The organism is Maribellus comscasis (assembly GCF_009762775.1).
GTDB lineage: Bacteria > Bacteroidota > Bacteroidia > Bacteroidales > Prolixibacteraceae > Draconibacterium > Draconibacterium comscasis.
On record NZ_CP046401.1, the window covers coordinates 1863719 to 1888099 of the forward strand.

Annotated in this window: 21 protein-coding genes; 13 read left to right on the top strand and 8 right to left on the bottom strand. The window is 38.7% G+C overall.

The genetic code is table 11. The annotated features are described in order from the left end of the window. The first annotated feature begins 12 nt into the window (after positions 1-12). Positions 13-906, top strand: coding sequence for a class I SAM-dependent methyltransferase (locus tag GM418_RS07700; RefSeq protein ID WP_217447735.1), 894 nt, complete (start codon positions 13-15; stop codon positions 904-906). A gap of 3 nt (positions 907-909) precedes the next feature. On the opposite strand, the gene GM418_RS07705 is transcribed toward GM418_RS07700, so the two are convergent. From GM418_RS07705 to rimP, 4 genes are all read right to left on the bottom strand, one after another. Next, entirely contained in the window at positions 910-3699 is a 2790-nt protein-coding gene (locus tag GM418_RS07705) for a hypothetical protein (RefSeq protein WP_158864787.1), read from the bottom strand. Between the two features lie 165 nt (positions 3700-3864). Then, the gene (gene infB / locus GM418_RS07710; protein WP_158864789.1) at positions 3865-6858 is read right to left on the bottom strand and encodes a translation initiation factor IF-2; all 2994 of its coding nucleotides are present in this window, start codon (positions 6856-6858) and stop codon (positions 3865-3867) included. Positions 6859-6948: 90 nt separating this feature from the next. After that, positions 6949-8184: a transcription termination factor NusA gene (gene nusA, locus GM418_RS07715; RefSeq protein ID WP_158864791.1), complete on the bottom strand. Its 1236-nt coding sequence runs from the start codon at positions 8182-8184 to the stop codon at positions 6949-6951. An 11-nt stretch (positions 8185-8195) separates the two neighbouring features. After that, positions 8196-8660: a ribosome assembly cofactor RimP gene (gene rimP / locus GM418_RS07720; protein WP_158864793.1), complete on the bottom strand. Its 465-nt coding sequence runs from the start codon at positions 8658-8660 to the stop codon at positions 8196-8198. 270 nt (positions 8661-8930) lie between these two features. Between rimP and GM418_RS07725 the strand changes: the two genes are divergently transcribed. From GM418_RS07725 to lpxA, 4 genes are read left to right on the top strand one after another with little or no spacing between them, the layout of a single operon-like run. After that, complete coding sequence (locus tag GM418_RS07725) at positions 8931-10187, top strand: HD domain-containing protein (protein WP_246222823.1); 1257 nt, start codon at positions 8931-8933, stop codon at positions 10185-10187. Between the two features lie 37 nt (positions 10188-10224). Then, a complete protein-coding gene (lpxD, locus tag GM418_RS07730) occupies positions 10225-11265 on the top strand; it encodes a UDP-3-O-(3-hydroxymyristoyl)glucosamine N-acyltransferase (RefSeq protein WP_158864795.1) in 1041 nt (346 codons plus the stop codon). Positions 11266-11286: 21 nt separating this feature from the next. Next, the gene (locus tag GM418_RS07735; RefSeq protein WP_158864797.1) at positions 11287-12681 is read left to right on the top strand and encodes a bifunctional UDP-3-O-[3-hydroxymyristoyl] N-acetylglucosamine deacetylase/3-hydroxyacyl-ACP dehydratase; all 1395 of its coding nucleotides are present in this window, start codon (positions 11287-11289) and stop codon (positions 12679-12681) included. 19 nt (positions 12682-12700) lie between these two features. Beyond that, positions 12701-13483, top strand: a complete 783-nt coding sequence (lpxA, locus tag GM418_RS07740) for an acyl-ACP--UDP-N-acetylglucosamine O-acyltransferase (protein ID WP_158864799.1) — start codon at positions 12701-12703, stop codon at positions 13481-13483. 47 nt (positions 13484-13530) lie between these two features. On the opposite strand, the gene thiL is transcribed toward lpxA, so the two are convergent. Then, positions 13531-14565, bottom strand: a complete 1035-nt coding sequence (gene thiL / locus GM418_RS07745; RefSeq protein ID WP_158864801.1) for a thiamine-phosphate kinase — start codon at positions 14563-14565, stop codon at positions 13531-13533. Between the two features lie 204 nt (positions 14566-14769). Here thiL and sufB point away from each other — a divergent pair, with 204 nt between their 5' ends. From sufB to GM418_RS07765, 4 genes are all read left to right on the top strand, one after another. Continuing rightward, positions 14770-16215 (top strand): Fe-S cluster assembly protein SufB, encoded by a 1446-nt coding sequence (gene sufB / locus GM418_RS07750; RefSeq protein ID WP_158864803.1) that lies wholly within the window; start codon positions 14770-14772, stop codon positions 16213-16215. Positions 16216-16284: 69 nt separating this feature from the next. Then, complete coding sequence (sufC, locus tag GM418_RS07755; protein ID WP_158864804.1) at positions 16285-17037, top strand: Fe-S cluster assembly ATPase SufC; 753 nt, start codon at positions 16285-16287, stop codon at positions 17035-17037. 1 nt (position 17038) lies between these two features. Further along, the gene (gene sufD, locus GM418_RS07760; RefSeq protein ID WP_158864806.1) at positions 17039-18406 is read left to right on the top strand and encodes a Fe-S cluster assembly protein SufD; all 1368 of its coding nucleotides are present in this window, start codon (positions 17039-17041) and stop codon (positions 18404-18406) included. Between the two features lie 108 nt (positions 18407-18514). Further along, the gene (locus GM418_RS07765; RefSeq protein ID WP_158864808.1) at positions 18515-19732 is read left to right on the top strand and encodes an aminotransferase class V-fold PLP-dependent enzyme; all 1218 of its coding nucleotides are present in this window, start codon (positions 18515-18517) and stop codon (positions 19730-19732) included. Here the strand turns inward: GM418_RS07765 and GM418_RS07770 are convergent. Beyond that, a complete protein-coding gene (locus GM418_RS07770) occupies positions 19727-19951 on the bottom strand; it encodes a DUF6132 family protein (RefSeq protein ID WP_217447736.1) in 225 nt (74 codons plus the stop codon). The two genes, GM418_RS07765 and GM418_RS07770, sit on opposite strands and share 6 nt — an antisense overlap. A 106-nt stretch (positions 19952-20057) precedes the next feature. Further along, on the bottom strand, positions 20058-20633 hold the full coding sequence (rbr, locus tag GM418_RS07775) for a rubrerythrin (RefSeq protein ID WP_158864810.1): 576 nt from the start codon (positions 20631-20633) through the stop codon (positions 20058-20060). A gap of 173 nt (positions 20634-20806) precedes the next feature. On the opposite strand from rbr, the gene GM418_RS07780 reads away from it, so the two are divergent. Both GM418_RS07780 and GM418_RS07785 read left to right on the top strand, forming a co-directional pair. After that, the gene (locus tag GM418_RS07780) at positions 20807-21229 is read left to right on the top strand and encodes a SufE family protein (RefSeq protein ID WP_158864812.1); all 423 of its coding nucleotides are present in this window, start codon (positions 20807-20809) and stop codon (positions 21227-21229) included. Between the two features lie 16 nt (positions 21230-21245). Further along, positions 21246-21551: a metal-sulfur cluster assembly factor gene (locus tag GM418_RS07785; protein ID WP_158864814.1), complete on the top strand. Its 306-nt coding sequence runs from the start codon at positions 21246-21248 to the stop codon at positions 21549-21551. A gap of 72 nt (positions 21552-21623) precedes the next feature. Here GM418_RS07785 and GM418_RS07790 read toward each other — a convergent pair whose 3' ends face one another. Next, complete coding sequence (locus tag GM418_RS07790; RefSeq protein WP_158864816.1) at positions 21624-22883, bottom strand: mandelate racemase/muconate lactonizing enzyme family protein; 1260 nt, start codon at positions 22881-22883, stop codon at positions 21624-21626. A 28-nt stretch (positions 22884-22911) separates the two neighbouring features. Here GM418_RS07790 and queG point away from each other — a divergent pair, with 28 nt between their 5' ends. Both queG and GM418_RS07800 read left to right on the top strand, forming a co-directional pair. Then, a complete protein-coding gene (queG, locus tag GM418_RS07795) occupies positions 22912-23856 on the top strand; it encodes a tRNA epoxyqueuosine(34) reductase QueG (RefSeq protein ID WP_158864818.1) in 945 nt (314 codons plus the stop codon). Continuing rightward, complete coding sequence (locus GM418_RS07800) at positions 23849-24313, top strand: YdeI/OmpD-associated family protein (RefSeq protein WP_158864820.1); 465 nt, start codon at positions 23849-23851, stop codon at positions 24311-24313. The genes queG and GM418_RS07800 overlap by 8 nt, the downstream gene beginning before the upstream one ends. Positions 24314-24381 lie beyond the last annotated feature (68 nt).

Genomic DNA, 24381 nt, shown 5'->3' on the forward strand with positions numbered 1-24381 from the left:
AAATTTTCAGAAATGGCAAAATTTAATGTTCTTCACTGTCCGGTGTGTGGCAGCGAAAACTTTTCACCCTTTTTAAAATGTATTGATCATTTTGTTAGCGGAGAAGAGTTTCAAATAAAAAAGTGCAGTTCCTGCGGATTCAAAATCACAGAGGAAATTGAAGACGAAGAAAATATTGGCTCATACTATCAGTCGGACGAATATATTTCACACTCCAATACTTCCAAAGGCCTGGTAAACTCGGTATACCACAGGGTAAGAAAATATATGTTGGGGCAAAAAAGAAAGCTGGTTGAAAAAATTTCCCCGGAACAAAAAGGAAGCATTCTGGACATTGGAACCGGCACTGGTTTTTTCCTCAACGAAATGAAACAACACGGGTGGCAAACAACAGGAACAGAAAAAAGTACAGAGGCCAGGCAGTTTGTAAAATCAGAATTTAATCTTGATGTTTTCCCTACTGAACAACTTTTTGGTTTCAAAGAGAATAAATTTGATGTGGTTACTTTGTGGCATGTATTAGAACACATTCATCAGCTTGATGCAAATATGGAGACCTTCCATAAAATTCTAAAGGCCAAAGGAAAATTGATCATCGCAGTGCCTAATAACTCATCGTACGATGCAGAACATTATCGCGAATATTGGGCTGCTTACGATGTTCCCCGACACATCTGGCATTTTACTCCCGAACAAATGGAATCTTTTGGAAAAAGATTTGGGTTCAAACTTACAGAAGTTCATGCGATGCCATTCGACTCGTTTTATGTATCGCTTCTTAGTGAAAAATATAAAAAATCGAAATTAGCGCTGGTGAAGGGAATCATCCACGGAACGGTCTCATGGTTTGCCAGTTCGTTCAAACCCGGGCGTTGTAGTTCGGTAATCTATGTCTTTGGAAAATAGATGCTAATTTAATGTATAATTGAAGAGATTACCGCCATCACTTCCCACCAGCAGACTCAAACTACCTGTGCTGTCCGACATTTTCCCGATGCTAAACTGACTGCTCCCCTGTAAAGGAAAACCGTCGTGAAGATCTCCGTCAGGATTATACAAATAAATACGATTTGACGATGCATCCACAACACCGACCTTTTTCATTTTCGGGCCAAAATTGTAAATATTCGGAGGGTCTTTAATTAAATTATCAAATTTCTCAGCGTAAAGCTTTTTCCCGTTTTCATCCATTACTTTTAATTCATTTCCGTCAATAAATACAAAATCAGGAACTCCATTTCCGTTTAAATCGTCGCAGGTAAAAAAGTGGTCTGCTCCGAATTTGCCTGTTTTCTTTTCAGAATACTTCCCGTCAAAAAAAATGTAATATACTTTTCCTGTGACATCTGTTGCAACAATTTTGGGTAATCCGTCCAAATTTAAAATCAGCGGATTCCGTGAATTTTCAAAAGTCGCAGAAGTGTTTACCCGGCTGTTTCCTCTTCTGTCCAATATATAGATTCTGGATTTGTCTTTAAAAACAATAAAGTCTCTTCTTCCAACCCTGAAATGTTGTATCGGAGTTGTCACCAAATGGTCAGTTTGTTTAAAAATCCAGCCACTTACAACTTTCCCGGTATAGTCATAGGCAACTACCTTTTTATTTTCATGAGGAATAAAATAACGATAGTTCCGATTGTTATCGTAGTCGAAAACATTTACACCTGCAGTGGCAGGCGAGCTAAACACCACAGGAAAATGCGCTACATTATTTCCATTTCTGTCAATTAAATACAGTTTATTTTTTGTATTAAACAGGTACTGAAGTTTTCCGTTTTTGTAATAATCCACCTGGAAAATCTCGCTAATAACAGGCTCTGCAACAGATATTGTCCACCGCACGCGGCCTTCATTGGTAATCTGGTAAAGATTATTTTGTTCGTCCTGTAAAATTACCTCACGATTTCCAGGATTATCGTGATTAACAACTATTTGTGGTTTAAATCGAATTGAATTTCCAATGTTACTTTGCCAGGTTGTTTGCGCTTCTTCCTGTGCTTTAGGATTGAAAGCCAAAACCATCGAATTAAAAAATAACTCTTTGTCGTGGATGATTTGCCAGTTAACTGCCTGTATTTTTCGCAAAGTCTCTTCCTTTTCCTCCACCTCCCGGGTTATCTCCGGGTTAAAAAGCTGCTTACTAAAACTGTAAGCACGGTTGACGTCGATATACGTATTCACATTGGAACGATTTGCGATATTTTGTTTGAATTTCAAATACCGTACTTCATGGTCTAAACTTGCATCCAAAACCATATTGTGAAGGTACTCCTCCAGCCCTTTTTCTGAATTCGAAAAAACCATGTAGTTATCATGAAATGCAACAAAATTTGCCTTTGCTGCAGCAAATGGTTTCCCCAGCCAAATACCCGGAAATGAAGGATATGGAAACTCATAAATGGTAAATTTAGTTTCTCTGTCCACCGAATAAACATTGCTAAATGAACTCAGTTCTACTCCTTTTCTTGCTGCATATGATGATAGCCAACTTGTAAGCTGTTCTGTAGCAAGCGTTCTCCCCTCCGTATGAAGGATAAAAAAAGTTGTCAAATGGGAAGGATCAACGGGAATTGTTGTTGCCGCAACAATAACTTCATCATTTACAATTCCTTTCAGCGACTCTTTAAAATCGGTACGCAGTCCTGTTTCGATCTTTTTTATTTGCTCTTCACGTTTGTAATACGAGTCAGTATGAGAAAAGTATTGTTCGAGATTTTCGAAAAAAATGCTTTTGTCAGAAAATGAATAACTTACAAAAAAAGATGTATTTTTCGGTAGCACTTCATCAGCTTTGGAATTTACAGCATCCTGCCCGTCGAAAACAGACAAAAAGTGGTTTAAAGAGTCATCAGCAACAGAAACACCGTTGAACAAAATTTTATCATCATCAAACTCAACATCCAGTTCAGTCCATGAAGCAAAATCTCCAAAACTTTCGGTGCGGTTCTTATAATTCAACCTAACGGTCTCACCAAATTCATTAACACTTTGGGTTGATTTTCTATTCATCCAGTTACCAACCAACTCCGGAAAATTAATATGATTTATGTATAATGATACATCGGATTGCAGGGTTACAGTCTTATCAACCTCAGTAAAAAACCGGTCATTTAATATGGTGTAAGTATTCATTTGCCGGATAGCCTGCTCAACCATCGTTGCTTTTGGACTTGCCAGGAATATACCTTCGCTGAAACAAAAAAACAGGACAGATGAATTTTCTTTTGATACGGCAGTGATTTTATTACCGCTGTAGTTACTCCCTTCATATCTGTATTGAGAAACGGGAAAAAGCAATTCGATCAAGTTTTTTATACTTGTCCTTTTGTTATTGGTATTTGCATTTTTTATAAACAGTGGAATCAAATCAGTTTTGCCTGAAAAATTAAATGCCAGAATAAAGGACTCATTTCGCAATCCACTTTGAACATCGTTGTTTTTTTTCACCAAAGAATCCATTTGAGTAATTAATCCCAGAAATGAATTTCCAATATTTGAATCCTTCATTTCCTTAATTATCGGATTATCAACAGGAATTGATTTCAATGAACGAAATTCAAAAAAACCGGGAGTAGTTACAGGTACAGCTTTATATACCGATGCTTCTTTTGCAAAAGTCACCTCGTCCTTTGTAAAGTATATAAAACCGGCGACCAATGCCACTATAAAAATCAGAAATAAAATCAGATTTCGTTTCATTCAATCAAGTTTTACTCAAAAGTACAAAATACAAAACGCGTTCGATCCTAATTTTCGTTTATAAAATAAAACATGAATTGTTAATAACCCGGTAAATACATCATTTTCGAGGGCAAAAACAAAAAAGGCCGGAAAATCCGGCCTTAACTATATTTTATCAAAATTTTACAAATGTTTTGCTACTTCTACTTCGTGATAGGCTTCGATGTGATCTCCAACTTTAATATCATTAAAGTTTTCAATGTTCAATCCACATTCATAACCGTTTTTCACCTCTTTTACATCATCTTTGAAACGCTTAAGAGAACCAAGTAAGCCTGTATATATTACAATACCGTCGCGAATGATCCGAACTTTTGAGTTTCTGGAAACCTTGCCGTCCCGAACGATACAACCGGCAACAGTACCAACTTTTGTAATTTTAAAGGTTTCAAGTACCTCAACGGTTCCGGTAACTTCTTCCTTGATATCAGGAGAAAGCATACCTTCCATTGCAGCTTTAATTTCATTAATTGCATCGTATATAATGGAGTACAACCGAATGTCAATCTGCTCTTTTTCTGCAAGTTTTCGGGCATTTAACGAAGGGCGAACCTGGAACCCGATTACAATGGCTTCAGAAGCTGCAGCAAGCAAAATATCAGATTCGGAAATCTGCCCTACAGCCTTGTGCTTAATGTTTACCTGAATTTCTTCCGTTGACAACTTAATTAATGCGTCAGATAACGCTTCAATAGAACCGTCGACATCACCTTTTACAATCAGGTTCAATTCCTGGAAATTACCAATTGCAATTCGTCGGCCAATTTCGTCGAGTGTAATATGCTTTTGTGTACGAAGTCCTTGTTCCCGCGCCAACTGTTCCCTTTTATTGGCAATATTCCGGGCTTCGCGCTCAGAATCCATCACATTAAACTTATCTCCTGCCTGCGGAGCACCATTTAAGCCAAGTATAATTGCCGGTTGTGCGGGTCCAACTTCGTCAATTCTCTGGTTACGTTCATTAAACATTGCCTTAACGTGTCCAAAGTACTGACCTGCCAAAACGATGTCGCCAATATTTAAAGTTCCTGACTGCACCAACAGAGTTGCAACATAACCTCTACCACGATCTAACGATGATTCAATGATAGTACCCGTTGCATTTTTATCCGGATTCGCTTTTAGCTCCAGCATTTCAGCTTCCAGCAAAACCTTCTCCAACAGTTCCTCTACTCCAATACCTTGTTTGGCTGAAATATCGTGTGACTGGTATTTTCCTCCCCACTCTTCAACCAAATAATTCATATTGGCCAGCTCTTCTTTTATTTTTTCGGGATTTGCACCGGGTTTATCAATTTTGTTTATTGCAAAAACAATCGGAACACCGGCAGCGGAGGCATGATTAATTGCTTCAACGGTCTGCGGCATCACATTGTCGTCGGCAGCAACAATAATAATTGCTATATCGGTAATCTGAGCGCCACGAGCACGCATTGCTGTAAATGCCTCATGCCCCGGGGTGTCCAGGAAAGTGATATCTTTTCCGTCATCAAGAGTCACATGATAAGCTCCGATATGTTGTGTAATTCCACCGGCTTCTCCCGCAATAACGTTCGTACTTCGAATGTAATCCAACAAAGAGGTTTTACCGTGGTCAACATGCCCCATCACAGTTACAATCGGCGAGCGAAAAACCTGATTCTCATCACTTTCTTCGTTTTTGTCATCAATTGCCTCCTGAATATCCACACTTACAAATTCGACCGTATAACCAAATTCATCAGCTACAACCGACAATGTTTCTGCATCCAGTCTCTGGTTGATTGAAACAAAAAGTCCGAGACTCATACATGAAGAAATAACTTCGTTAACACTAACACTCATCATGTTGGCGAGCTCGTTTACTGAAACAAACTCAGTAACTTTTAATACCTTCTTCTGTTCGTTTTGTTTTTCAATGTCAGCCTGTATCTTTTCACTTGCTGCAGCACGTTTATCTCTCCTGTGTTTTGAGCCTTTTGATTTTCCTTTTGCTGTTAAACGTGCAAGAGTATCTTTAATCTGTTTCTGAACATCTTCTTCGTTCACCTCTTTTTTTAGAGGTCTCCTCTTTTTACCATGCTGTTTATTAACCTGAAAGTTAGGTTTTGACTTGTTGTCTCCTTTTTTGTCTTCAAAATTGATTCGGCCACCGTCTTTTGGGATCCGTTTTCTGCGTTTTTTATTTCCCCCCTGGTCTGAAGAGCTGTGTTGCTTTTTATCTTTTTTATCCGGCAAATCAATTTTCCCGACAACAGTAGGTCCGTTCAGTTTATTTGCCTGAGCTTTTACTACGTTTTCTTTATTTCCGGTTTTTCCAGCCTTATCTACTCTTTCGACCTTGTTCTGATATTCTGCCTTCCTTGCAGCCTTTTGCTTCTGCCGTTCTCTCCGCTCTTTTTCTTTTTCTTCTTTCGATTTTTTTGCGGGGCGGGTTTTCTGATTAATATTTTTCAGGTCGATCTTCCCAACTACTTTAATCTCATCGACTTTAGGGACCTCAGTTTCAACAACTTCTTCCTTTTGGCTAAATTCTTCTTTTTTCACCGGTTCTTCTTTCGGTTTTTCAGCAGCAGCTTTCTCAGCAACTGGTTTTTCAGTAACTGGTTTCTCAGCGGCAGGCTTTTCCTCAATAATTTTCTCTTCTTTTTTTTCTGTTTTTGGCACTTCTTTTTCCGGAACCGGCTTTTCCTCCTTTTTCGGCTTTCCAACCTGATCCAAATCAATTTTCCCCAGCACTTTTAAGCCCTCTTCTTTCGGTTTCGTTTTTTCCGGCTCAACCGGCTTTTCTTCCTCCACCTTTCTGGTCACTTGGGGCTTTATCTCTTTATCTTTAGGCTTTTCTTCGGTAGTTTCAGGTGATGATTCATCAACCTCAGCTTCCTCTTCTTCATCAATCGTGATAACTTCTTTTTTCGGGCGTTGGCTCTTCAAACTAATCTTTTCTGATTCTTTTTTCAAAGAAATATCAATTTTATACTCCTTTTCAAGAAGTTGAACCGCCTCCTCGTTAACTTTAGTATTCGGATTTGAGTCAATATCAAAACCTTTTTTGTGCAAAAATTCGACTATGGTATGAATACCAACGTTAAATTCTCTTGCAAGTTTACTAAGCCTTATTGTCTTACCAGCTACCATAAAAAAATTTAATTTTTCTTAATCCAAACGCTAAAGTTTAATGGTACAATTTTAACAAAAATGATTAAACCATACTTTAATTTTAGCATTTTATTCAAATTCCGACTTCAGTATACCCAGCACATTGTCGATGGTTTCTTCCTCAAAGTCGGTTCTTTTAATCAGTTCGTTACGCGGAATACTCAAGACATTTTTTGCGGTATCGCAACCAATGGCTTTTAATCCGTCTATTACCCAGTCTTCAATTTCGTCAGCAAATTCGTCGAGGTTTACATCTTCCTCGTCCTCTTCCATTTCGCGGTAAACATCAATTTCGTAACCGGTTAACTGGCTGGCAAGCCTGATATTCAAACCACCTTTACCAATTGCCAGAGAAACCTCTTCGGGTCTTAAATAAACCTCGGCTTTTTTATTATCTTCAATTATTTTGATTGAATTAATTTTTGCCGGGTTCAGTGCTCTTTTTATAAAAAGCTGAACATTTGAAGAATAGTTAATTACGTCAATATTTTCGTTTCTCAATTCCCGGACAATTCCATGAATACGGGAACCTTTCATTCCCACGCATGCACCAACGGGATCAATTCTTTCATCGTAGGACTCAACGGCAACTTTCGCTCTTTCTCCCGGAACCCTTACTATTTTCTTAATGGTAATCAAACCATCAAAAATTTCAGGAATTTCCAGTTCAAACAAACGCTCAAGAAATACCGGCGCCGTCCGAGACAAAATAATCAACGGATTATTGTTTCGCAGCTCTACTTTGTATACAATAGCACGAACGGTGTCGCCTTTTCTAAAATAGTCAGACGGAATTTGTTCTCCTTTGGGAAGAATCAGTTCATTTCCCTCATCGTCGAGAATCAGGATTTCTTTTTTCCAAATCTGATAAACTTCTCCGGTAACAATGTCGCCGATTTTATTTTTGTATTTACCGTAAATATGATCCTTTTCAAGCTCGAGAATTTTACTTGCCAGGTTCTGGCGTAAGTTCAAGATGGCCCGACGCCCAAAATCCGCAAGTTTTACCTCATCAGTAACTTCTTCACCAACTTCATAGTCGTCATCTATTTTTAGTGCTTCAGTTAATGTTATCTGCAAATTCGGCTCTTCCAGTTCGTCGTCTGCAACAACCTCCCTGTTTCGCCAAATTTCAAAATCGCCCTTGTCAATGTTAATAATTACATCGAAGTTTTCATCAGTGCCAAACTGCCTGATCAGCACACTGCGAAAAACATCTTCAAGTACACTCATCATTGTAACCCGGTCAATGTTTTTCAACTCTTTGAATTCGGCAAAAGTATCAATCAGGTTAATATTTTCCATCTTTCATCAGTTTATTTAAAAGTAATAACTGCTTTCGCACTTTTTATTTCGTTATATTTAATATTATGTTCCCGAACAACTAACTGTTTCTTTTTATGCCCTTCTACTTTTTCGCGTTTTGAAGTTTCCAGAATAATTTTATCATCATCAACTTCTTTCAGAACACCTTCAAAATGTTCACCTGTTTTTAAATCAACCTCGATTTCGCGATTTTGATATTTAATGTACTGCTGTCTCACTTTAAATCCTTCTGTCAAGCCGGGGGACGAAACCTGCAGTTCAAAATCTTCAACATCGCGATCGAGATTATGTTCCACGTTTCGGCTAATTTCAATACATTTTTCAATGGTCATCCCATCAAAGCTATCTACATACACATTGATAACATTACTCTTATTTACCGAAACATCAACAAGAAACATTTTCTCGTCTAATTTTTCTTCAACCAGTTTTATTACTTTTTCCTTATCAATCATTCATTATTAGTAACAAAATAGGGAACCAGAGGTCCCCTAAAGCAGGTTTTTCCAAAATCATCGCAAAAATAGTAAAATAATTGATTAATAAAAAAAATAGCAACACATATAAATTACTGATTTTAAAGAAATAATAATTCAATAAAAAGCAGTTTCCCAAGGGTAGTTCAATTCATTGTCAGCTGATTTTCCAGACCTTTGTGTATTAAAAGGATACATTTCCTGATTTACGAAAGTTTTGTACTTTTATCACTCAAGAAGAAACGATTTGTGAACTCTTTTCAAATAAATAAGAAAAAAATCATTAACGATCCTGTCTTTGGTTTTATAAACATTCAATCGGAGCTGGTTTTCGACCTGATAGAACATCCTTTTTTTCAGCGTTTGCGAAGGATAAAACAACTTGGTCTTTCGTTTTTGGTTTTCCCTGGCGCAAACCATACGCGCTTTGAACATGCTTTAGGTGCGGTACATCTGATGAGGCAGGCTATTTCCGTACTTCAACTAAAAGGCCATAATATAAGCCCCCGGGAGGCTGAGGCTGTTACTGTTGCCATTTTGCTTCACGACATAGGACATGCACCTTTCTCACATGTTTTGGAAAACACACTGGTTGAAATTCCGCATGAAGAGATATCTCTTTTGTTAATGGAACAGTTAAACCTCGAATTTAACGGAAAACTTGATTTGACCATTGAGATTTTCAAAAATCAGTATAAAAAGAAGTTTTTGCATCAATTGGTAGCCAGTCAGCTCGATATGGACAGACTGGATTACCTTAGCCGCGACAGTTTCTTTACCGGAGTAACAGAAGGCCAGGTCGGGATAGAACGCATCATAAAGATGCTGAATGTTGTTGATGATCAACTTGTAGTAGATGTAAAAGCCATCTATTCGATTGAAAAATTCCTGATTGCCCGCCGATTGATGTACTGGCAGGTTTATTTACACAAAACAGTTGTGTCTGCGGAGTTTCTTTTAATAAATGTACTGAAAAGAGCCAAAGAACTGGCCGCTGCCGGTAAACCAATTTTTGCTACACCTACACTCAATGTCTTTTTGAATAACAGTTTTTCAAGCGATGATTTTATTGAAAACAAGTCTGTTTTAGGGAAAAATATATTACACTGGTATACTTTACTTGATGATAACGATATTTTAACATCGGTAAAAGAATGGCAATACCACCCCGATTTGGTACTCTCAACGCTGGCCGACAGTATTACCAACCGGAAATTGTTTAAAACAAAAATGAAGACAAAACCTGTTTCAAAAACATGGAAAGAAAAAATGCTGAAAGGGATTTCAGAAAACATAAGCGGTGACAAAAATTTAGCACCTTATTTTTTGATCACCGGAGAAATAACCAACAACGCCCTTAACCGCGACAGCGAAAACATTCTTATCCTGTTTAAGAACGGAAAAGTGAAAGATATTCGAAAAGCTTCCGATATTAATTTAACAGCACTTACCAAAACCGTGAGGAAATATTTTGCCTGTTATCCCAAAGAATTGGACTTTTATTAGTTAAAACCTATATTTGCAACGCCAAAATAAAAAATGAATGGAATTTAAAGCTACAGACATTGCAGCATTTCTCAACGGAGAAGTTGTTGGAAATGAAGATGTCAAAGTTTTCAATGTATCAAAAATAGAGGAAGGTAAGCCGGGAACTCTTGCATTTCTTGCCAATTTGAAATACGAACATTATATATATGTAACCAAAGCTTCAATTGTTTTGGTAAATAAAACGTTTGAACCCCGAAAAGAGATTTCTGCAACACTTATTAAAGTTGACGATGCTTATCAGGCGTTTGCTTCGCTGCTTGAGTTAGTTCAACAGGCAAAATCCACTCAAAAAACCGGCGTTGAAAATCCCAGTTTTATCCACGAAACCGCTTCGGTAGGAAATGATATTTATCTTGGTGCTTTTGCCTACATAGGTAAAAATTCAAAAATAGGTGACAACGTAAAAATTTATCCCCAGGCTTTTGTAGGCGACAATGTAACTATCGGCGACAATTGTATTATCTACGCCGGTGTAAAAATATACGACGATTGTAAAATAGGAAACCAATGTATTCTGCACGCGGGATGTGTTATTGGTTCTGATGGATTTGGATTTGCTCCTCAACCCGATGGAACGTACAATAAAATTCCCCAACTGGGCAACGTTATCCTCGAAGATAATGTTGAAATAGGGGCAAACACAACAATAGACTGTGGAACAATGGAGTCGACAATTATCCGCAAAGGTGTAAAACTGGATAATCTGGTTCAGGTTGCCCACAATTGCGAAATCGGAGAAAATACAGTTATTGCGGCTCAGGCAGGAATGGCCGGAACGACAAAAATTGGCAAGAACTGCAGACTGGGAGGACAAGTTGGATTGGCCGGCCATTTAACCATCGGGAATAATGTACAAATTGGAGCCCAATCCGGATTATCTTCGTCGGTAAAAGACAACGAGACTTTACTTATGACACCGGCTTTTAATATAAAAGATGCCGTAAAATCAGCCATTATATTTAAAAAGCTTCCTGAATTGAGAGAGGATGTTATTCAACTAAAAAGAGAGGTGAAATCACTGAAGGAAAATAAATAGTTTCTACTAAGAGAACTTGGCATGACAGTAAAACAAAAAACACTATTAAATTCATTTGAAATAAAGGGTGTAGGTTTACACACCGGTGTAAATGTCACCATGAATTTCCTCCCCGCACCTGAAAATCACGGATTTAAATTCAAACGAACCGATCTTGAAAGTCAACCGGTAATTGATGCCGATGTAGATTTGGTTATTGATACATCCAGAGGAACCCTGCTTGAAAAAGACGGAGCAAGAATTGGCACAATAGAACACGCTTTGGCTGCTTTAATCGGGATGGATCTTGACAACGTACTTATTGAAGTTGATAATGAAGAGGCACCAATAATTGACGGCAGTTCAAAATACTTTACCGAAGCTATAGAAAAAGCTGGAATTGTTGAACAAAACGCTGAACGGGAATACTTTGAAATAAAGGATAAAATTGAAATCTATGATGAAAAATCGGATTCAACAATCGTAGCATTGCCCGATGACAGCTACCGGTTAAATATTATGATTTCTTTCAAGTCGAATGTTTTAAACAATCAGTTTGCAACACTGGAAAACATTGCAGATTTTAAAACAGAAATTGCCAGTTGTCGTACTTTTGTTTTTCTGCACGAACTTGAAATACTGATGAGTCAAAACCTGATTAAGGGGGGAGAATTGGACAATGCAATTGTTATCATTGATAAAGAAGTTAGCCAGCAGGAACTCGACCGCCTGGCCGATCTTTTCAGCCATGAGAGAGTTGAAATAAAACCACAGGGAATTTTAAACAATCTTGATTTACATTTTGATAACGAATGCGCCAGACACAAATTACTGGACGTAATTGGAGACCTGGCCCTGTGTGGGAAACACATTAAAGGTAGAATTATCGCAACAAAACCGGGACACAGGCCAAATACCATATTTGCAAAAAAATTAAAACAAGCATATAAACAAACACTTGAGAATGCTCCGGACTACGATCCCAATCTGCCGCCTTTAATGGATGTGAACCAAATTAAAGAATTTCTGCCACATCGTTACCCTTTTTTAATGGTAGATAAGATAATTTCGGTGACTGAGGATGAAGTGATAGGGGTTAAAAGTGTTTCGGTAAATGAACCTTTTTTTCAGGGGCATTTTCCTGATGAGCCGGTTATGCCCGGAGTTTTGCTTGTTGAAGCAATGGCACAGACCGGAGGATTACTGGTTTTAAGCAGGTTAGAAGGAAAACACTCGACTTATTTTATCCGTATCGACAATGTTAAATTCCGTAAAAAAGTTGTACCCGGAGACACTTTGATTTTCAAATTAAATTTAAATTCGCCGATCCGAAGAGGTATAGCAAATATGAAAGGAATAACCTACGTAGGAAATAAAGTTGTGGCTGAAGGTGAATTTATGGCTCAATTAATAAAACAGACAGAAAAAGAAAACTAATACTTTTAGAAAATAAATTATGAAACAACCGTTAGCATACGTACACCCTGATGCAAAAGTTGCAGACAATGTTGTAATCGAACCATTTGTTTCCATCGATCATGATGTGGAAATTGGTGAAGGAACCAGGATCGGCTCCAGCGTTACAATACTCCCCGGTACAAGAATTGGAAAAAACTGCAACATTTTTCCGGGAGCTGTAATCGGTGCCATCCCTCAGGATTTAAAATTCAGAGGAGAATATACAACCGTGGAAATCGGCGACAATAATACCATTCGTGAAATGGTTACTATTAACCGGGGAACTGCCTCAAAAGGCAAAACGGTACTCGGGAATAATAACCTGATTATGGCTTATGTACACATCGCACACGATTGTTTTCTAGGAAATAATATAATCCTTGGTAACAATACCAATATGGCCGGAGAAGTTATTGTCGACGACTGGGCTATTATCTCCGGGATGACTGGTATTCATCAATTTTGCAGAATTGGTTCCCACGTAATGATTGGTGGAGGATCGTTGGTTCGAAAAGATGTACCTCCTTTTATTAAAGCCGGCAGGGAACCTTTGTCTTACGTTGGTATAAACTCCATCGGCTTACGTCGGCGTCAATATAACAATGAAAAAATTCGTGAAATCCAGGACATTTACCGGTATATCTACCAAAAAGGGCTAAACACTTCGCAGGCTGCTGAAATTATTGAAGCAGAAATGCCGGCCTCTACTGAACGTGATGAGATATTACTGTTTGTAAAAGATTCAAAACGCGGAATTATCCGGGGATATTATCCGGATTAAATTCAACAAAATATTCTGAAGAATGCTGCTCCTCCGGAGTGGCATTTTTATTTTCCATGATTCCATCCCTGTGCCTCTAACGGAACAGCCGAACCTGCATTTGTTATTAAATTGGTACCCTCTGAAACATTCGTCATGTGCCCAATTACTGTAAAATCCGGATCATTTTTAATCTTTTCATAATCTTCGATCGAAATTGTAAACAGCAACTCATAATCTTCCCCCCCGTTTAACGCAGCAACCAAAGGATTAATACTTAATTCCTCAGCCATCTTTTTAGTTTGAAAATCCATAGGAATTTTATCTTCATACAGATTACAACCGGTATTTGAATTTTTACACAAATGCATTATTTCCGATGAGAGGCCATCAGAAATGTCAATCATAGAGGTAGGTTTAATTCCAATTTTTTTGAATGCAGCGACAATATCGCCACGAGCTTCCGGTTTTAACTGCCGTTCTAAAATATAATCGTAACCCTGCAACTGAGGCTGCATATTTTCATTCACTTTAAAAACCTCATTTTCTCTTTCCAGTAATTGTAACCCCATATATGCCCCGCCCAAATCGCCGGTAACACAAAGCAAGTCATTTGGTTTTGCACCACTCCGGTAAACCAGGTTTTCTTTTTCTGTTTCGCCAATAACAGTTACACTTAAAGTCAATCCGGTTAATGAACTTGTGGTATCTCCCCCAACCAAATCAACTCCATACTTCTCGCAAGCCAAATGTACTCCGGAATACAATTCCTCTACCGCTTCTACCGAAAATTTAGTTGAAAGAGCAATATTTACCACAATTTGACGAGGAACAGCATTCATGGCAAAAATATCAGAAAGATTTACAACTACAGACTTGTATCCCAAATGCTTCAACGGAACATACATCAAATTAAAATGAATCCCCTCAGTGAGCAAATCAGATGAAACAACTACCTGCTTGTTTTTGAAATCCAGTACAGCGGCGTCATCGCCAACACCTTTCAAAGTGCTTTCATTTTTAATCTGAATATTTTTTGTTAGCCTTTCAATCAATCCGAACTCTCCAACTTCAGAAATCTGGGTCTGCTTTTCGTTTTTCATCTAATATAACAATACTAAATAATTAATATAAATACCTGTATAAGCTACTGTCTTCAATATTCCTACTTCTCTGTTAATTAAAGACAAAAAGGTATTATTTATTTTACTTCTTCGGACAAAATTACCTATAGTTTTATATCTTTGCAATTAATTTTTAAACAGTCCAATTAAGCTGTTGTTATATAGAAAAGAAAACTTAAAAGGATGGTAGAACAAGATAAAATATTAAACGAGGTTACTCAAAGCGAATACAAATACGGATTTGTAACTGAAATAGATACTGACATCATCGATAAAGGTCTGAATGAGGACGTTGTCCGAACCATTTGGAAAAAGAAAAATGAGCCTGAATTTATGCTGGGATTTCGTTTGGAAGCTTTTCGTAAATGGCAAAAAATGAAAATGCCAAACTGGGCTTATCTGAAAGTCCCGCCAATTGATTTTCAGGAGATCAGTTATTATGCTGCACCAAAGAAAAAACCTCAGTACGAGAGCCTTGATGAAGTGGACCCGGAATTACTCGAAACATTCAACAAATTGGGAATTCCGTTGGAAGAACAAAAACATTTAGCCGGTGTTGCAGTCGACGCAGTAATAGATAGCGTGTCGGTTAAAACGACTTTTAAAGAGACATTGGCGGAACAGGGAATTATTTTCTGTTCGTTTAGTGAAGCTGTTCAGGAACATCCGGATTTAGTTCAAAAATATTTGGGACAGGCGGTGCCGGTTGCCGACAATTATTTTGCAGCGCTAAACTCAGCCGTTTTTAGCGATGGATCATTTTGCTACATCCCGAAAGGCGTAAAATGCCCGATGGAATTATCGACTTATTTTAGAATAAATGCGGCAAATACAGGTCAGTTTGAACGCACATTAATTGTTGCTGACGATGACAGCTACGTAAGTTACCTGGAAGGTTGTACCGCACCGATGCGGGATGAAAACCAGTTACATGCTGCAGTTGTAGAAATTATCGCGTTAGATCGGGCCGAAGTAAAATATTCAACCGTTCAGAATTGGTATCCGGGAGATAAAAACGGGAAAGGTGGAATTTACAATTTTGTAACAAAACGTGGTATTTGCCGCGGTGTTTCCTCTAAAATTAGCTGGACTCAGGTCGAAACCGGTTCCGCAATTACCTGGAAATACCCAAGTTGTATTTTAATGGGTGATAACTCTATTGGTGAGTTTAATTCTGTAGCCGTAACCAACAACCATCAACAGGCTGATACCGGTTCCAAAATGATACACATCGGCAAAAACACAAAAAGTACCATTATTTCAAAAGGTATATCGGCGGGTAAAAGCGATAACTCCTACCGGGGCCTCGTAAAAGTTTTGCCGGGAGCAATTAACTCAAGAAACTTTTCTCAATGTGATTCGCTGTTGTTAAACGATACGTGTGGTGCACATACATTTCCTTACATCGAGGTAGGCAACAAATCTTCGATTGTTGAACACGAAGCAACCACCTCAAAAATAGGGGAAGACCAGATTTTCTATTGCAACCAGCGCGGAATAGATACGGAAAAAGCCATCGGTATGATTGTAAACGGTTATGCAAAGGAAGTATTAAACAAACTCCCGATGGAATTTGCAGTTGAAGCACAAAAGCTTCTGCAAATCAGTTTAGAAGGAAGTGTTGGATAAAAGTTCAGAAAAAAATAATCAATGTCAAACAGGTGATGAAAAAATTCATCCCAAAATCTCAATAATAAAATGTTATCAATAAAAGACTTATATGTTTCCGTTGAAGGAATGGAAATCCTTAAAGGGATTAATCTGGAAGTAAAACCGGGTGAAATCCACGCCATAATGGGCCCAAATGGTTCAGGCAAAAGTACGCTCGCAAATGTGCTGGCAGGAAAAGAAGAATACGAAGTTACCTCAGGAGAGGTAACATATTCAGGAGAGGACCTCCTTGAAATGTCTCCGGAAGATCGTGCCAGAGAAGGTCTGTTTTTGAGTTTCCAGTACCCGGTTGAAATTCCCGGTGTACCTATGGTAAATTTTTTGAAAACATCAATAAACGAACAAAGAAAATACCGGGGGCAGGAAGAACTTACTGCCGGTGAATTTCTGAAATACATGCGTGAAAAAATGGAATTGGTGGATATGCATACAAAACTGACCAATCGTTCGGTTAATGAAGGATTCTCAGGTGGGGAGAAGAAAAAAAATGAAATCTTTCAGATGGCACTACTGGAGCCTAAATTGGCCATTTTGGATGAAACCGATTCCGGCCTCGATATTGATGCGCTAAAAACCGTTGCCCGTGGCGTAAATACTTTACGCAGTCCTGAAAATGCAACCATTGTAGTTACACACTATCAGCGTTTGCTCGATTATATTGTTCCCGATTATGTTCACGTTCTTTACCAGGGCAAAATTGTAAAATCAGCCGGTAAAGAGCTTGCACTTGAGCTGGAAGAAAAGGGGTACGACTGGATAAAAAAAGAAATGGCGGTTTAATATGAGTGTTTTAGTAGAAAAAGCGGATTTGTCGCTAAAATATACGGGGCATTACAATGAAGTGAAAGACCTTTTGTTTGAAGGCTCTTCCCATGTTTTAAATGCCCAGAGAAATAAAGCTTTTCAGGATTTTGTGATGCAGGGGATTCCTACACGAAAAAATGAAAACTACAAATATACCAATCTGCAGCCGCAATTTTTGCCTGAATACAAATTTATTCACCAAAGAGAAGAGGTTGAAGCAGATTTAAACGAAGTGTTTCGTTGCGATGTCCCTCAACTGGATACCCACCTCACGTTGTTGATTAACGGGTGGTATTACCAAAAAAACAAAGAGGCAGAATTACCGGAAGGCGTTATCCTGGGGAGTTTGGAAGAGCTTGCCAATAACAATCCGGAACTGATTGAAAAATACTATGCAAAAATTGCCAAAACAGAAGAAGATCCTTTGGTGGCATTAAATACAGCTTTTGCAAAAGATGGGTATTTTTTGTACATCCCAAAAAATGTAACGATTGAAAAACCTTTGCAACTGATCAACTTGCTACAATCTGATAAAGATACTTATGCCACTCAGCGTAATTTGATCATAGTGGAATCAGGAGCAAGTTTGCAACTTTTGTTGTGTAACCATACGCTGGATTTGAACACCTACCTAAGTAACTCGGTTACTGAAATTTTTGTAGGAGAAAATGCTCATTTGGATTATTATACACTCCAAAATGAACACAACAAAGCAACATCTCTGAATTCTGTTTTTATTCAGCAGGAGAGAGATTCTACCGCTACTACCCATACTTCGTCGTTACATGGCGGACTGATTAGAAACAACCTGAAATTTGTACTCAACGGCGAAAATGCTGAATCCAATATGTATGGGATGTCGTTTATCGATAAAAAACAACATGTTGATAATTTCACTCAGGTTATTCATGCCCAACCTCATTGCCAGAGCAACCAGTTGTATAAAAATGTGCTCAACGACCAATCGACCGGGGCATTTGCAGGAAGAATCCACGTAATGCGCGACGCACAAAAAACCAACGCATTTCAGCGGAACAACAATTTATTGCTCACCGATGCAGCAACCATGCAAACCAAACCTCAGCTGATTATTGATGCCGATGATGTTAAATGCAGCCATGGTGCAACAGTTGGACAAATCGACGAAGAGGCTTTGTTTTATTTGAGGGCCCGGGGAATTGGGGAAAACAAAGCACGCCTAATGATGATGAATGCTTTTGCTCACGAAGTAGTTCAGGAGATAAAAATTGAAGCTCTTCGCGAGCGGATTGATGATCTGGTTGACAAACGCTTAAAAGGCGAAGTAGCACGTTGTCACGAATGTGCGTACAACTGCGAATGTTAGCCAAATAAAAATTCTTCAGATATTCCCGTAGGATTCATTTGTTTGAACTTGCGGGAATATTTTTTTGCCGTAAAATTATCTACCTTTAGTTTTCTTTATAAGATTAAAATGGATTACGACATTCAAAAAATAAGAAGCTATTTCCCCGTTCTGAACCAAAAGGTTTACAACAAACCGTTTGTATATTTCGACAATGCCGCATCGGCCCAAAAACCGGTACAGGTGCTCATGACGGAAGAGCGACTTCACAACGATTTTTACGGGAATATCCACCGGGCAGCGCATTATATGGCTGACCAGGCAACTATTGAATTTGAAGCTGTTCGTATCAAAATTCAGAAGTTTATAAAGGCTGAAGTTCGGGAAGAAATCATTTTTACCAAAGGAACTACTGAAAGCGTAAACCTGGTTGCGCATTCTTTTGGCGAAAAATATATTCAGGAAGGCGATGAAATTATCGTTTCCGAAATGGAACATCATTCAAACATTGTTCCCTGGCAGCTGGTCGCAGGCAGAAAAAATGCAACGGTTATAAAACTCCCTTTTACCGATTCAGGAGAACTTCAGTTGGATGTTTTAGAGAAAATGATCAATCCCAAAACAAAAATTATCGCGTTGGCACATGTCTCCAATGTTTTGGGAACCATAAATCCTGTTGAAAAAATTATTGAGATTGCGCATAGCAAAAATGTCCCTGTTTTTATCGACGGGGCACAAGCTGTTCAGCACATTCCCGTTGACGTTCAAAAACTGGATGTTGATTTTTATGCCTTTTCTGCACATAAAATGTACGGTCCAAACGGTGTTGGTGTGTTATACGGAAAACGAAAATGGCTCGATGAGATGCCTCCATACCAGGGAGGAGGAGAAATGATTTCGGAAGTTTCGTTTGAAAAAACAACCTTTAATGAAATCCCCTACAAGTTCGAGGCAGGAACCCCAAATATTACCAGTGTAGTTTCATTTGGTTCCGCCATCGATTTGATTACTGAGATTGGGCTGCAAGATATTGGAAAATGGGAACAGGATATCCTAGCTTATGCCGCATCAAAATTAAAGGAAATCTCCGGAATAAAAATCTATGGAGAGGCACCGGAAAAATCGGGTGTCATCTCATTTAATGTTGGCAATACCCATCCTTACGATATCGGAATGTTACTTGATAAAATGGGAATCGCAGTTCGAACGGGTCATCATTGTGCCGATCCGGTTATGCAACACTACAAGGTTCCCGGAACGATTCGTATTTCGTTTGGAATGTACAACACAAAAGAAGAAGTTGATCTTTTTATCGAGGCATTGAAAAGAGTGCTGGTGATGTTATAAATTCTCTGGTTTTGCTGAAGATTCCTTTTTTCCTTTTCCAGGACTGTTTGGAAAAACATACCCGATCAAAGCGCCATAAAGTGTACTGGTATGCCAGTTTGACTGAATCGGGCAGGTTCCGGAAGTGCAGCCAATATAATACCAGTAAAGAAATCCGGCCAATGCGCCCAGGAAAACACCTACAATTTTCCACTTATATCTGACAAGAAATTGCTTCATAACAAAAAATTTCCACAAAGAAACGCAGGATTGAAAAAGTTGAAAGTGATTTGAGTCACAATAAAACACGCTTCTTTGTGGATTTTCGAAACAAACTATTCTAAAATTAGTAATTAGATGCTGCAATTTCAAAAAAAGCCTGCTCAGCCAGACAAGCCGGGCATTTTTTAGGTGCAACTGTTCCTTCGTGAATAAAACCACACTCCCGGCATTTCCAAATCACCTTATCTCCACGTTTAAACACTTTTCCTTCTTCCAAATTGGTATAAAAAGTACGGTAGCGTTCTTCGTGCTCCTTTTCAACACGGGCAATTAAAGTAAATGCTTTTGCCACATTTTTAAATCCTTCTTCCTCTGCAATACGTGCAAACTCAGGGTACAAATCAGTCCATTCTTCATTTTCCCCTTCTGCTGCTGCTTTTAAATTTTCCAAAGTTGTCCCCACTTTTCCAGCCGGATACGACGCTGTGACCTCAACCATTCCACCCTCTAAAAAATCAAAAAAACGCTTTGCATGTACTTTCTCGTTCATGGCGGTTTCCTCAAAAATGGCGGCAATTTGTTCCAATCCTTCTTCCCTGGCTTTTTCTGCAAAATAATTATACCTCATACGTGCCTGAGACTCACCTGCAAACGCCTTTAATAAATTTTGTTCGGTTTGTGTACCTTTTAAACTAGTCATATTTAAAGATTTTTGATTTTGGTTTTGAACATAAAACTATGAAAAATAAACAACACGTTTTAAGCAAATATTAAGGATTGGGTTGTTTTTAAAGATTCTTAATATGCATAGGTTTTGTCATTGGATAAAAGTAAAATTTTGCGATCTTTGACGATTGTTAAAAGCTAAGATTCATGTCGATAGAAGAAATACAACAGGAAATAATTGAAGAGTTTTCCCTTTACGAAGACTGGATGGACAAGTACTCGTATTTGATTGAACTGGGAAACGGTTTAAAGGAATTGGACCCGAAAGATAAGAATGACCAAAATTTAATTAAAGGTTGTCAGTCGCGGGTTTGGCTGGTTGCAGAGAAAAAAGAAGGAAAAATATATTTCCACGGAGAAAGTGATGCAGTTATTGTAAAAGGGTTGGTTGCCCTGCTTTTAAGAGTTGTTTCAGGAAGAACACCAAAAGAATTGATGGAATCTGATTTGCATTTTATCGACGATTTGGGACTCAAACAACATCTTTCGCCAACACGCTCAAACGGGTTGCTGGCCATGGTAAAACAAATTCGGTTATACGGTGTTGCTTATAGCAGGATTGCAGATTGAGGAAGGAGGAATTAAAATGGACAAAAGAATTGATTTAATCATAAATAATCTCAAAGAGGTGTACGACCCGGAAATTCCGGTAAATATATACGACCTCGGATTAATATATAATGTTGATGTTGACAATGACAACAACGCGAATATAGTTATGACACTCACTGCTCCGGGTTGCCCCGTTGTTGATATTTTAATGGACGATGTAACTGCTGCAGCGCGTGCAGTGGAAGGAATTGAAAATGTAAACGTCGACCTTACCTTTGAGCCGCCATGGGATAAATCGATGATGAGCGAAGAAGCCAGGCTGGAGCTGGGATTCTTTTAAATTAGGAATTCTATACCCTAAGGGTTTTTCCCTCAGGAAATATTTAACCCTTAAGGAAATTTTCAGAGAACTTTACCCTTTGACCAACTTGTGCCTGCCAATAAATTCCGGATCGATTTCGACACCCAGCCCCGGGCCCGATGGCACAGTTACTACACCGTTATTACTTTCCAGATCCGATGTTTTGCATTCCAGGGGAATTTCGTTGTTAAATCCCTTAAATTCATGAAACGGTCCGGCGTTCGGAATAGCAGAAACAAAATGCATCATATATAAATATCCAAGACCGGAACCGGAAATATGTGGCACACAAGGTTTCCCCAAAAGATCAGCCATTAATGCTACTTTCATGGAACGAATCATCCCGCCAAAATAAAAAATATCGGGCTGCACAATTTGTAAAGCATCGTTGGCAATCAGCCACCTGAAATTGTGCATGCTTGGCTCCTGCTCTCCGCCGGCAATCGGCACTGCCAGTGCTTTCGCCACTTCGAGCGTATCTTCATACCAGTCAAAAGGAACGGGTTCTTCATAAAAATCAATTTTATACTCTTGCAAAACTCTCCCTATCCTGATGGCTTCGTCAACCGTATAAGATCCGTTGGAATCTGCATAAATTGTCATATTCTCACCAAATGTTTTACGAACAAGCGGAATCAACTCTTCTGTTCTTCCCGGTGGATAATCAGCATTGTTACTCATTCTTCCACCAATTTTAAATTTCACTGCTTTCGCCTGAGTTTCTTCCACCTGTCTCTTAATACCTTCAATAGACTCCTGCGCTGTTTTCCCTCTGAAATTGTTTGCCTGGTATACAGCAATTTCATTGTGATAAATTTTCCCAATCAGCTCCCCCATCGGTTTTCCGGCAATTTTCCCCAGCATATCCAAAACGGCAAATTCGATGGTAGCCAGCGGTACCCAAAGTGCCAGGCTTTGTAATTTATAATTGCTTTGGTAAACATACACCTCTTCCAAAATCTTTTCTAAATCGCGGGCATCTTTCCCCGGAAAGAATGGCTGAAGACGTTCGGTAAAAATGGGATACAACGAAACCATCTGCATATTGTTTCCCACAGAAATTCCTTCTTCACCGTCAGTTGAACGCACACGGCAAATAAAATTATTTTTGTACCTCAGCAATTCCAGCGTATCAATAATGACGGGAGCAGGGAATAACTCTTTTTTAAGTACCGGCTTGGTTAATATTTTATCCAGATTTGAATATTCGTTTTTTTCATCAATTTGAAATGAAGAAGCAGAGTGTGAAGTTGCAGTTCCGACCAAAGCCAGCGAAGAGCTTTTTAAAAAATTACGGCGATTTAGGTTCATTTTGTTTAGTTTACTATTTTTATAAAACATGCAGAAAGAAAAACACTTATCAAATATAATAAAATCCAAAGCCAAAGATTTAGGTTTTCTGGAATGCGCCATACTTCCGGTTCAAGAACTTGCGGATGAAAAAGAACATTTTCAGAAATGGCTCAACAAAGAGATGCATGGAAAAATGGCTTACATGGCCAGAAATTTGGAAAAGCGGTTGAATCCCGAACTGTTGTATGAAAACGCAAAAACAATAATTGTAGTTCTTCAAAACTATTATCCGAAAGCTACACAAAAAGACGAAACCGCACCGGTTCTTTCTAAGTATGCCTATGGAACTGACTATCATTTTGTAATGAAAGACAAATTGGAAACGCTGCTTTCTTTTATTCAGAATGAAATTGCACCATGCAACGGAAGGCCGTTTGTGGATTCCGCACCGGTTTTAGAACGTGCATGGGCAAAACGTGCAGGATTAGGCTGGGTAGGTAAAAACAGTAATCTTATTTCGGTAACACACGGAAGTTTCTTTTTTATCGGGGAACTAATGCTTGATATCGAACTTCCGTACGACGAATCCAAATTGGTGCGCGACCACTGTGGGAATTGCACGCGTTGTGTCGATGCCTGCCCTACTAAAGCGATTGTTTCCAACCAGGTGGTTGATGCGCGAAAATGTATTTCGTACCAAACCATTGAATTGCGGGGTGATTTGGATGAAAAGCTCAAAGGTCAGTTTAAAAACCGAATTTTTGGTTGCGACATTTGCCAGGATGTGTGCCCGTGGAATTTAAAGTCGAAACCGCATGATGAACCGAATTTTCTACCAAAATCCAAACTGCTTGAACTTACCAGGGACGAATGGCACAACATCGACAAACCACTATTTAAAGACATTTTTAAAAATTCGGCTGTGAAGCGAACCGGATTTAAAGGACTTAAACGTAACCTCAGGTTTATTCAACCCGAAACCGATGGCTAAAAAATACGAATACAAAACCATTCTGATTAAAGGGCCGCAATTGGGTGTTTTTGCCGAATTCCCTTTTGAAAGTGCAAAGGAATTTGGCACACGAAAAGCGATTCGAGTAAAAGCTGCATTCGACGGGAAAATGTACCGGATGAGTTTACTTCCTCACGGAAACGGCACCCACTGGCTACACCTGAAAAAAGACATCCGCAAGGCCATTGGGAAAACCGAAGGTGACAGCGTTCATATTGTTGTTGAAAAAGATGAAGCTCCTCCCGAAATAACAGTTCCGGAGTATTTGCAGTGGCTGCTGGAAGATGACCCAAAAATGATGAAGGCATTTAATAAACTGAGCTATTCTGCTAAAAAATTCTGGGTCGGATTTATTGACGAACCAAAATCAAAAGACGGGAAAGTTACACGTGTGAACCGTTTTTTTGAGTTTTTGATGGAAAACAAAATGAAGTAAAATGATTTTTCCAAACCATGTTTCAAAACAAAATTGATTGCAAAGGTGTATGTTTTGGAATAATTTTT

Bases quoted from the DNA above. Each gene is read 5' to 3' on its own strand.
- GM418_RS07700 (WP_217447735.1), top strand. From the start codon at position 13: ATGGCAAAATTTAATGTTCTTCACTGTCCGGTGTGTGGCAGCGAAAAC.
- GM418_RS07705 (WP_158864787.1), bottom strand. From the start codon at position 3,699: ATGAAACGAAATCTGATTTTATTTCTGATTTTTATAGTGGCATTGGTC.
- infB (WP_158864789.1), bottom strand. From the start codon at position 6,858: ATGGTAGCTGGTAAGACAATAAGGCTTAGTAAACTTGCAAGAGAATTT.
- nusA (WP_158864791.1), bottom strand. From the start codon at position 8,184: ATGGAAAATATTAACCTGATTGATACTTTTGCCGAATTCAAAGAGTTG.
- rimP (WP_158864793.1), bottom strand. From the start codon at position 8,660: ATGATTGATAAGGAAAAAGTAATAAAACTGGTTGAAGAAAAATTAGAC.
- lpxD (WP_158864795.1), top strand. From the start codon at position 10,225: ATGGAATTTAAAGCTACAGACATTGCAGCATTTCTCAACGGAGAAGTT.
- GM418_RS07735 (WP_158864797.1), top strand. From the start codon at position 11,287: ATGACAGTAAAACAAAAAACACTATTAAATTCATTTGAAATAAAGGGT.
- lpxA (WP_158864799.1), top strand. From the start codon at position 12,701: ATGAAACAACCGTTAGCATACGTACACCCTGATGCAAAAGTTGCAGAC.
- thiL (WP_158864801.1), bottom strand. From the start codon at position 14,565: ATGAAAAACGAAAAGCAGACCCAGATTTCTGAAGTTGGAGAGTTCGGA.
- sufB (WP_158864803.1), top strand. From the start codon at position 14,770: ATGGTAGAACAAGATAAAATATTAAACGAGGTTACTCAAAGCGAATAC.
- sufC (WP_158864804.1), top strand. From the start codon at position 16,285: ATGTTATCAATAAAAGACTTATATGTTTCCGTTGAAGGAATGGAAATC.
- sufD (WP_158864806.1), top strand. From the start codon at position 17,039: ATGAGTGTTTTAGTAGAAAAAGCGGATTTGTCGCTAAAATATACGGGG.
- GM418_RS07765 (WP_158864808.1), top strand. From the start codon at position 18,515: ATGGATTACGACATTCAAAAAATAAGAAGCTATTTCCCCGTTCTGAAC.
- GM418_RS07770 (WP_217447736.1), bottom strand. From the start codon at position 19,951: ATGAAGCAATTTCTTGTCAGATATAAGTGGAAAATTGTAGGTGTTTTC.
- rbr (WP_158864810.1), bottom strand. From the start codon at position 20,633: ATGACTAGTTTAAAAGGTACACAAACCGAACAAAATTTATTAAAGGCG.
- GM418_RS07780 (WP_158864812.1), top strand. From the start codon at position 20,807: ATGTCGATAGAAGAAATACAACAGGAAATAATTGAAGAGTTTTCCCTT.
- GM418_RS07785 (WP_158864814.1), top strand. From the start codon at position 21,246: ATGGACAAAAGAATTGATTTAATCATAAATAATCTCAAAGAGGTGTAC.
- GM418_RS07790 (WP_158864816.1), bottom strand. From the start codon at position 22,883: ATGAACCTAAATCGCCGTAATTTTTTAAAAAGCTCTTCGCTGGCTTTG.
- queG (WP_158864818.1), top strand. From the start codon at position 22,912: ATGCAGAAAGAAAAACACTTATCAAATATAATAAAATCCAAAGCCAAA.
- GM418_RS07800 (WP_158864820.1), top strand. From the start codon at position 23,849: ATGGCTAAAAAATACGAATACAAAACCATTCTGATTAAAGGGCCGCAA.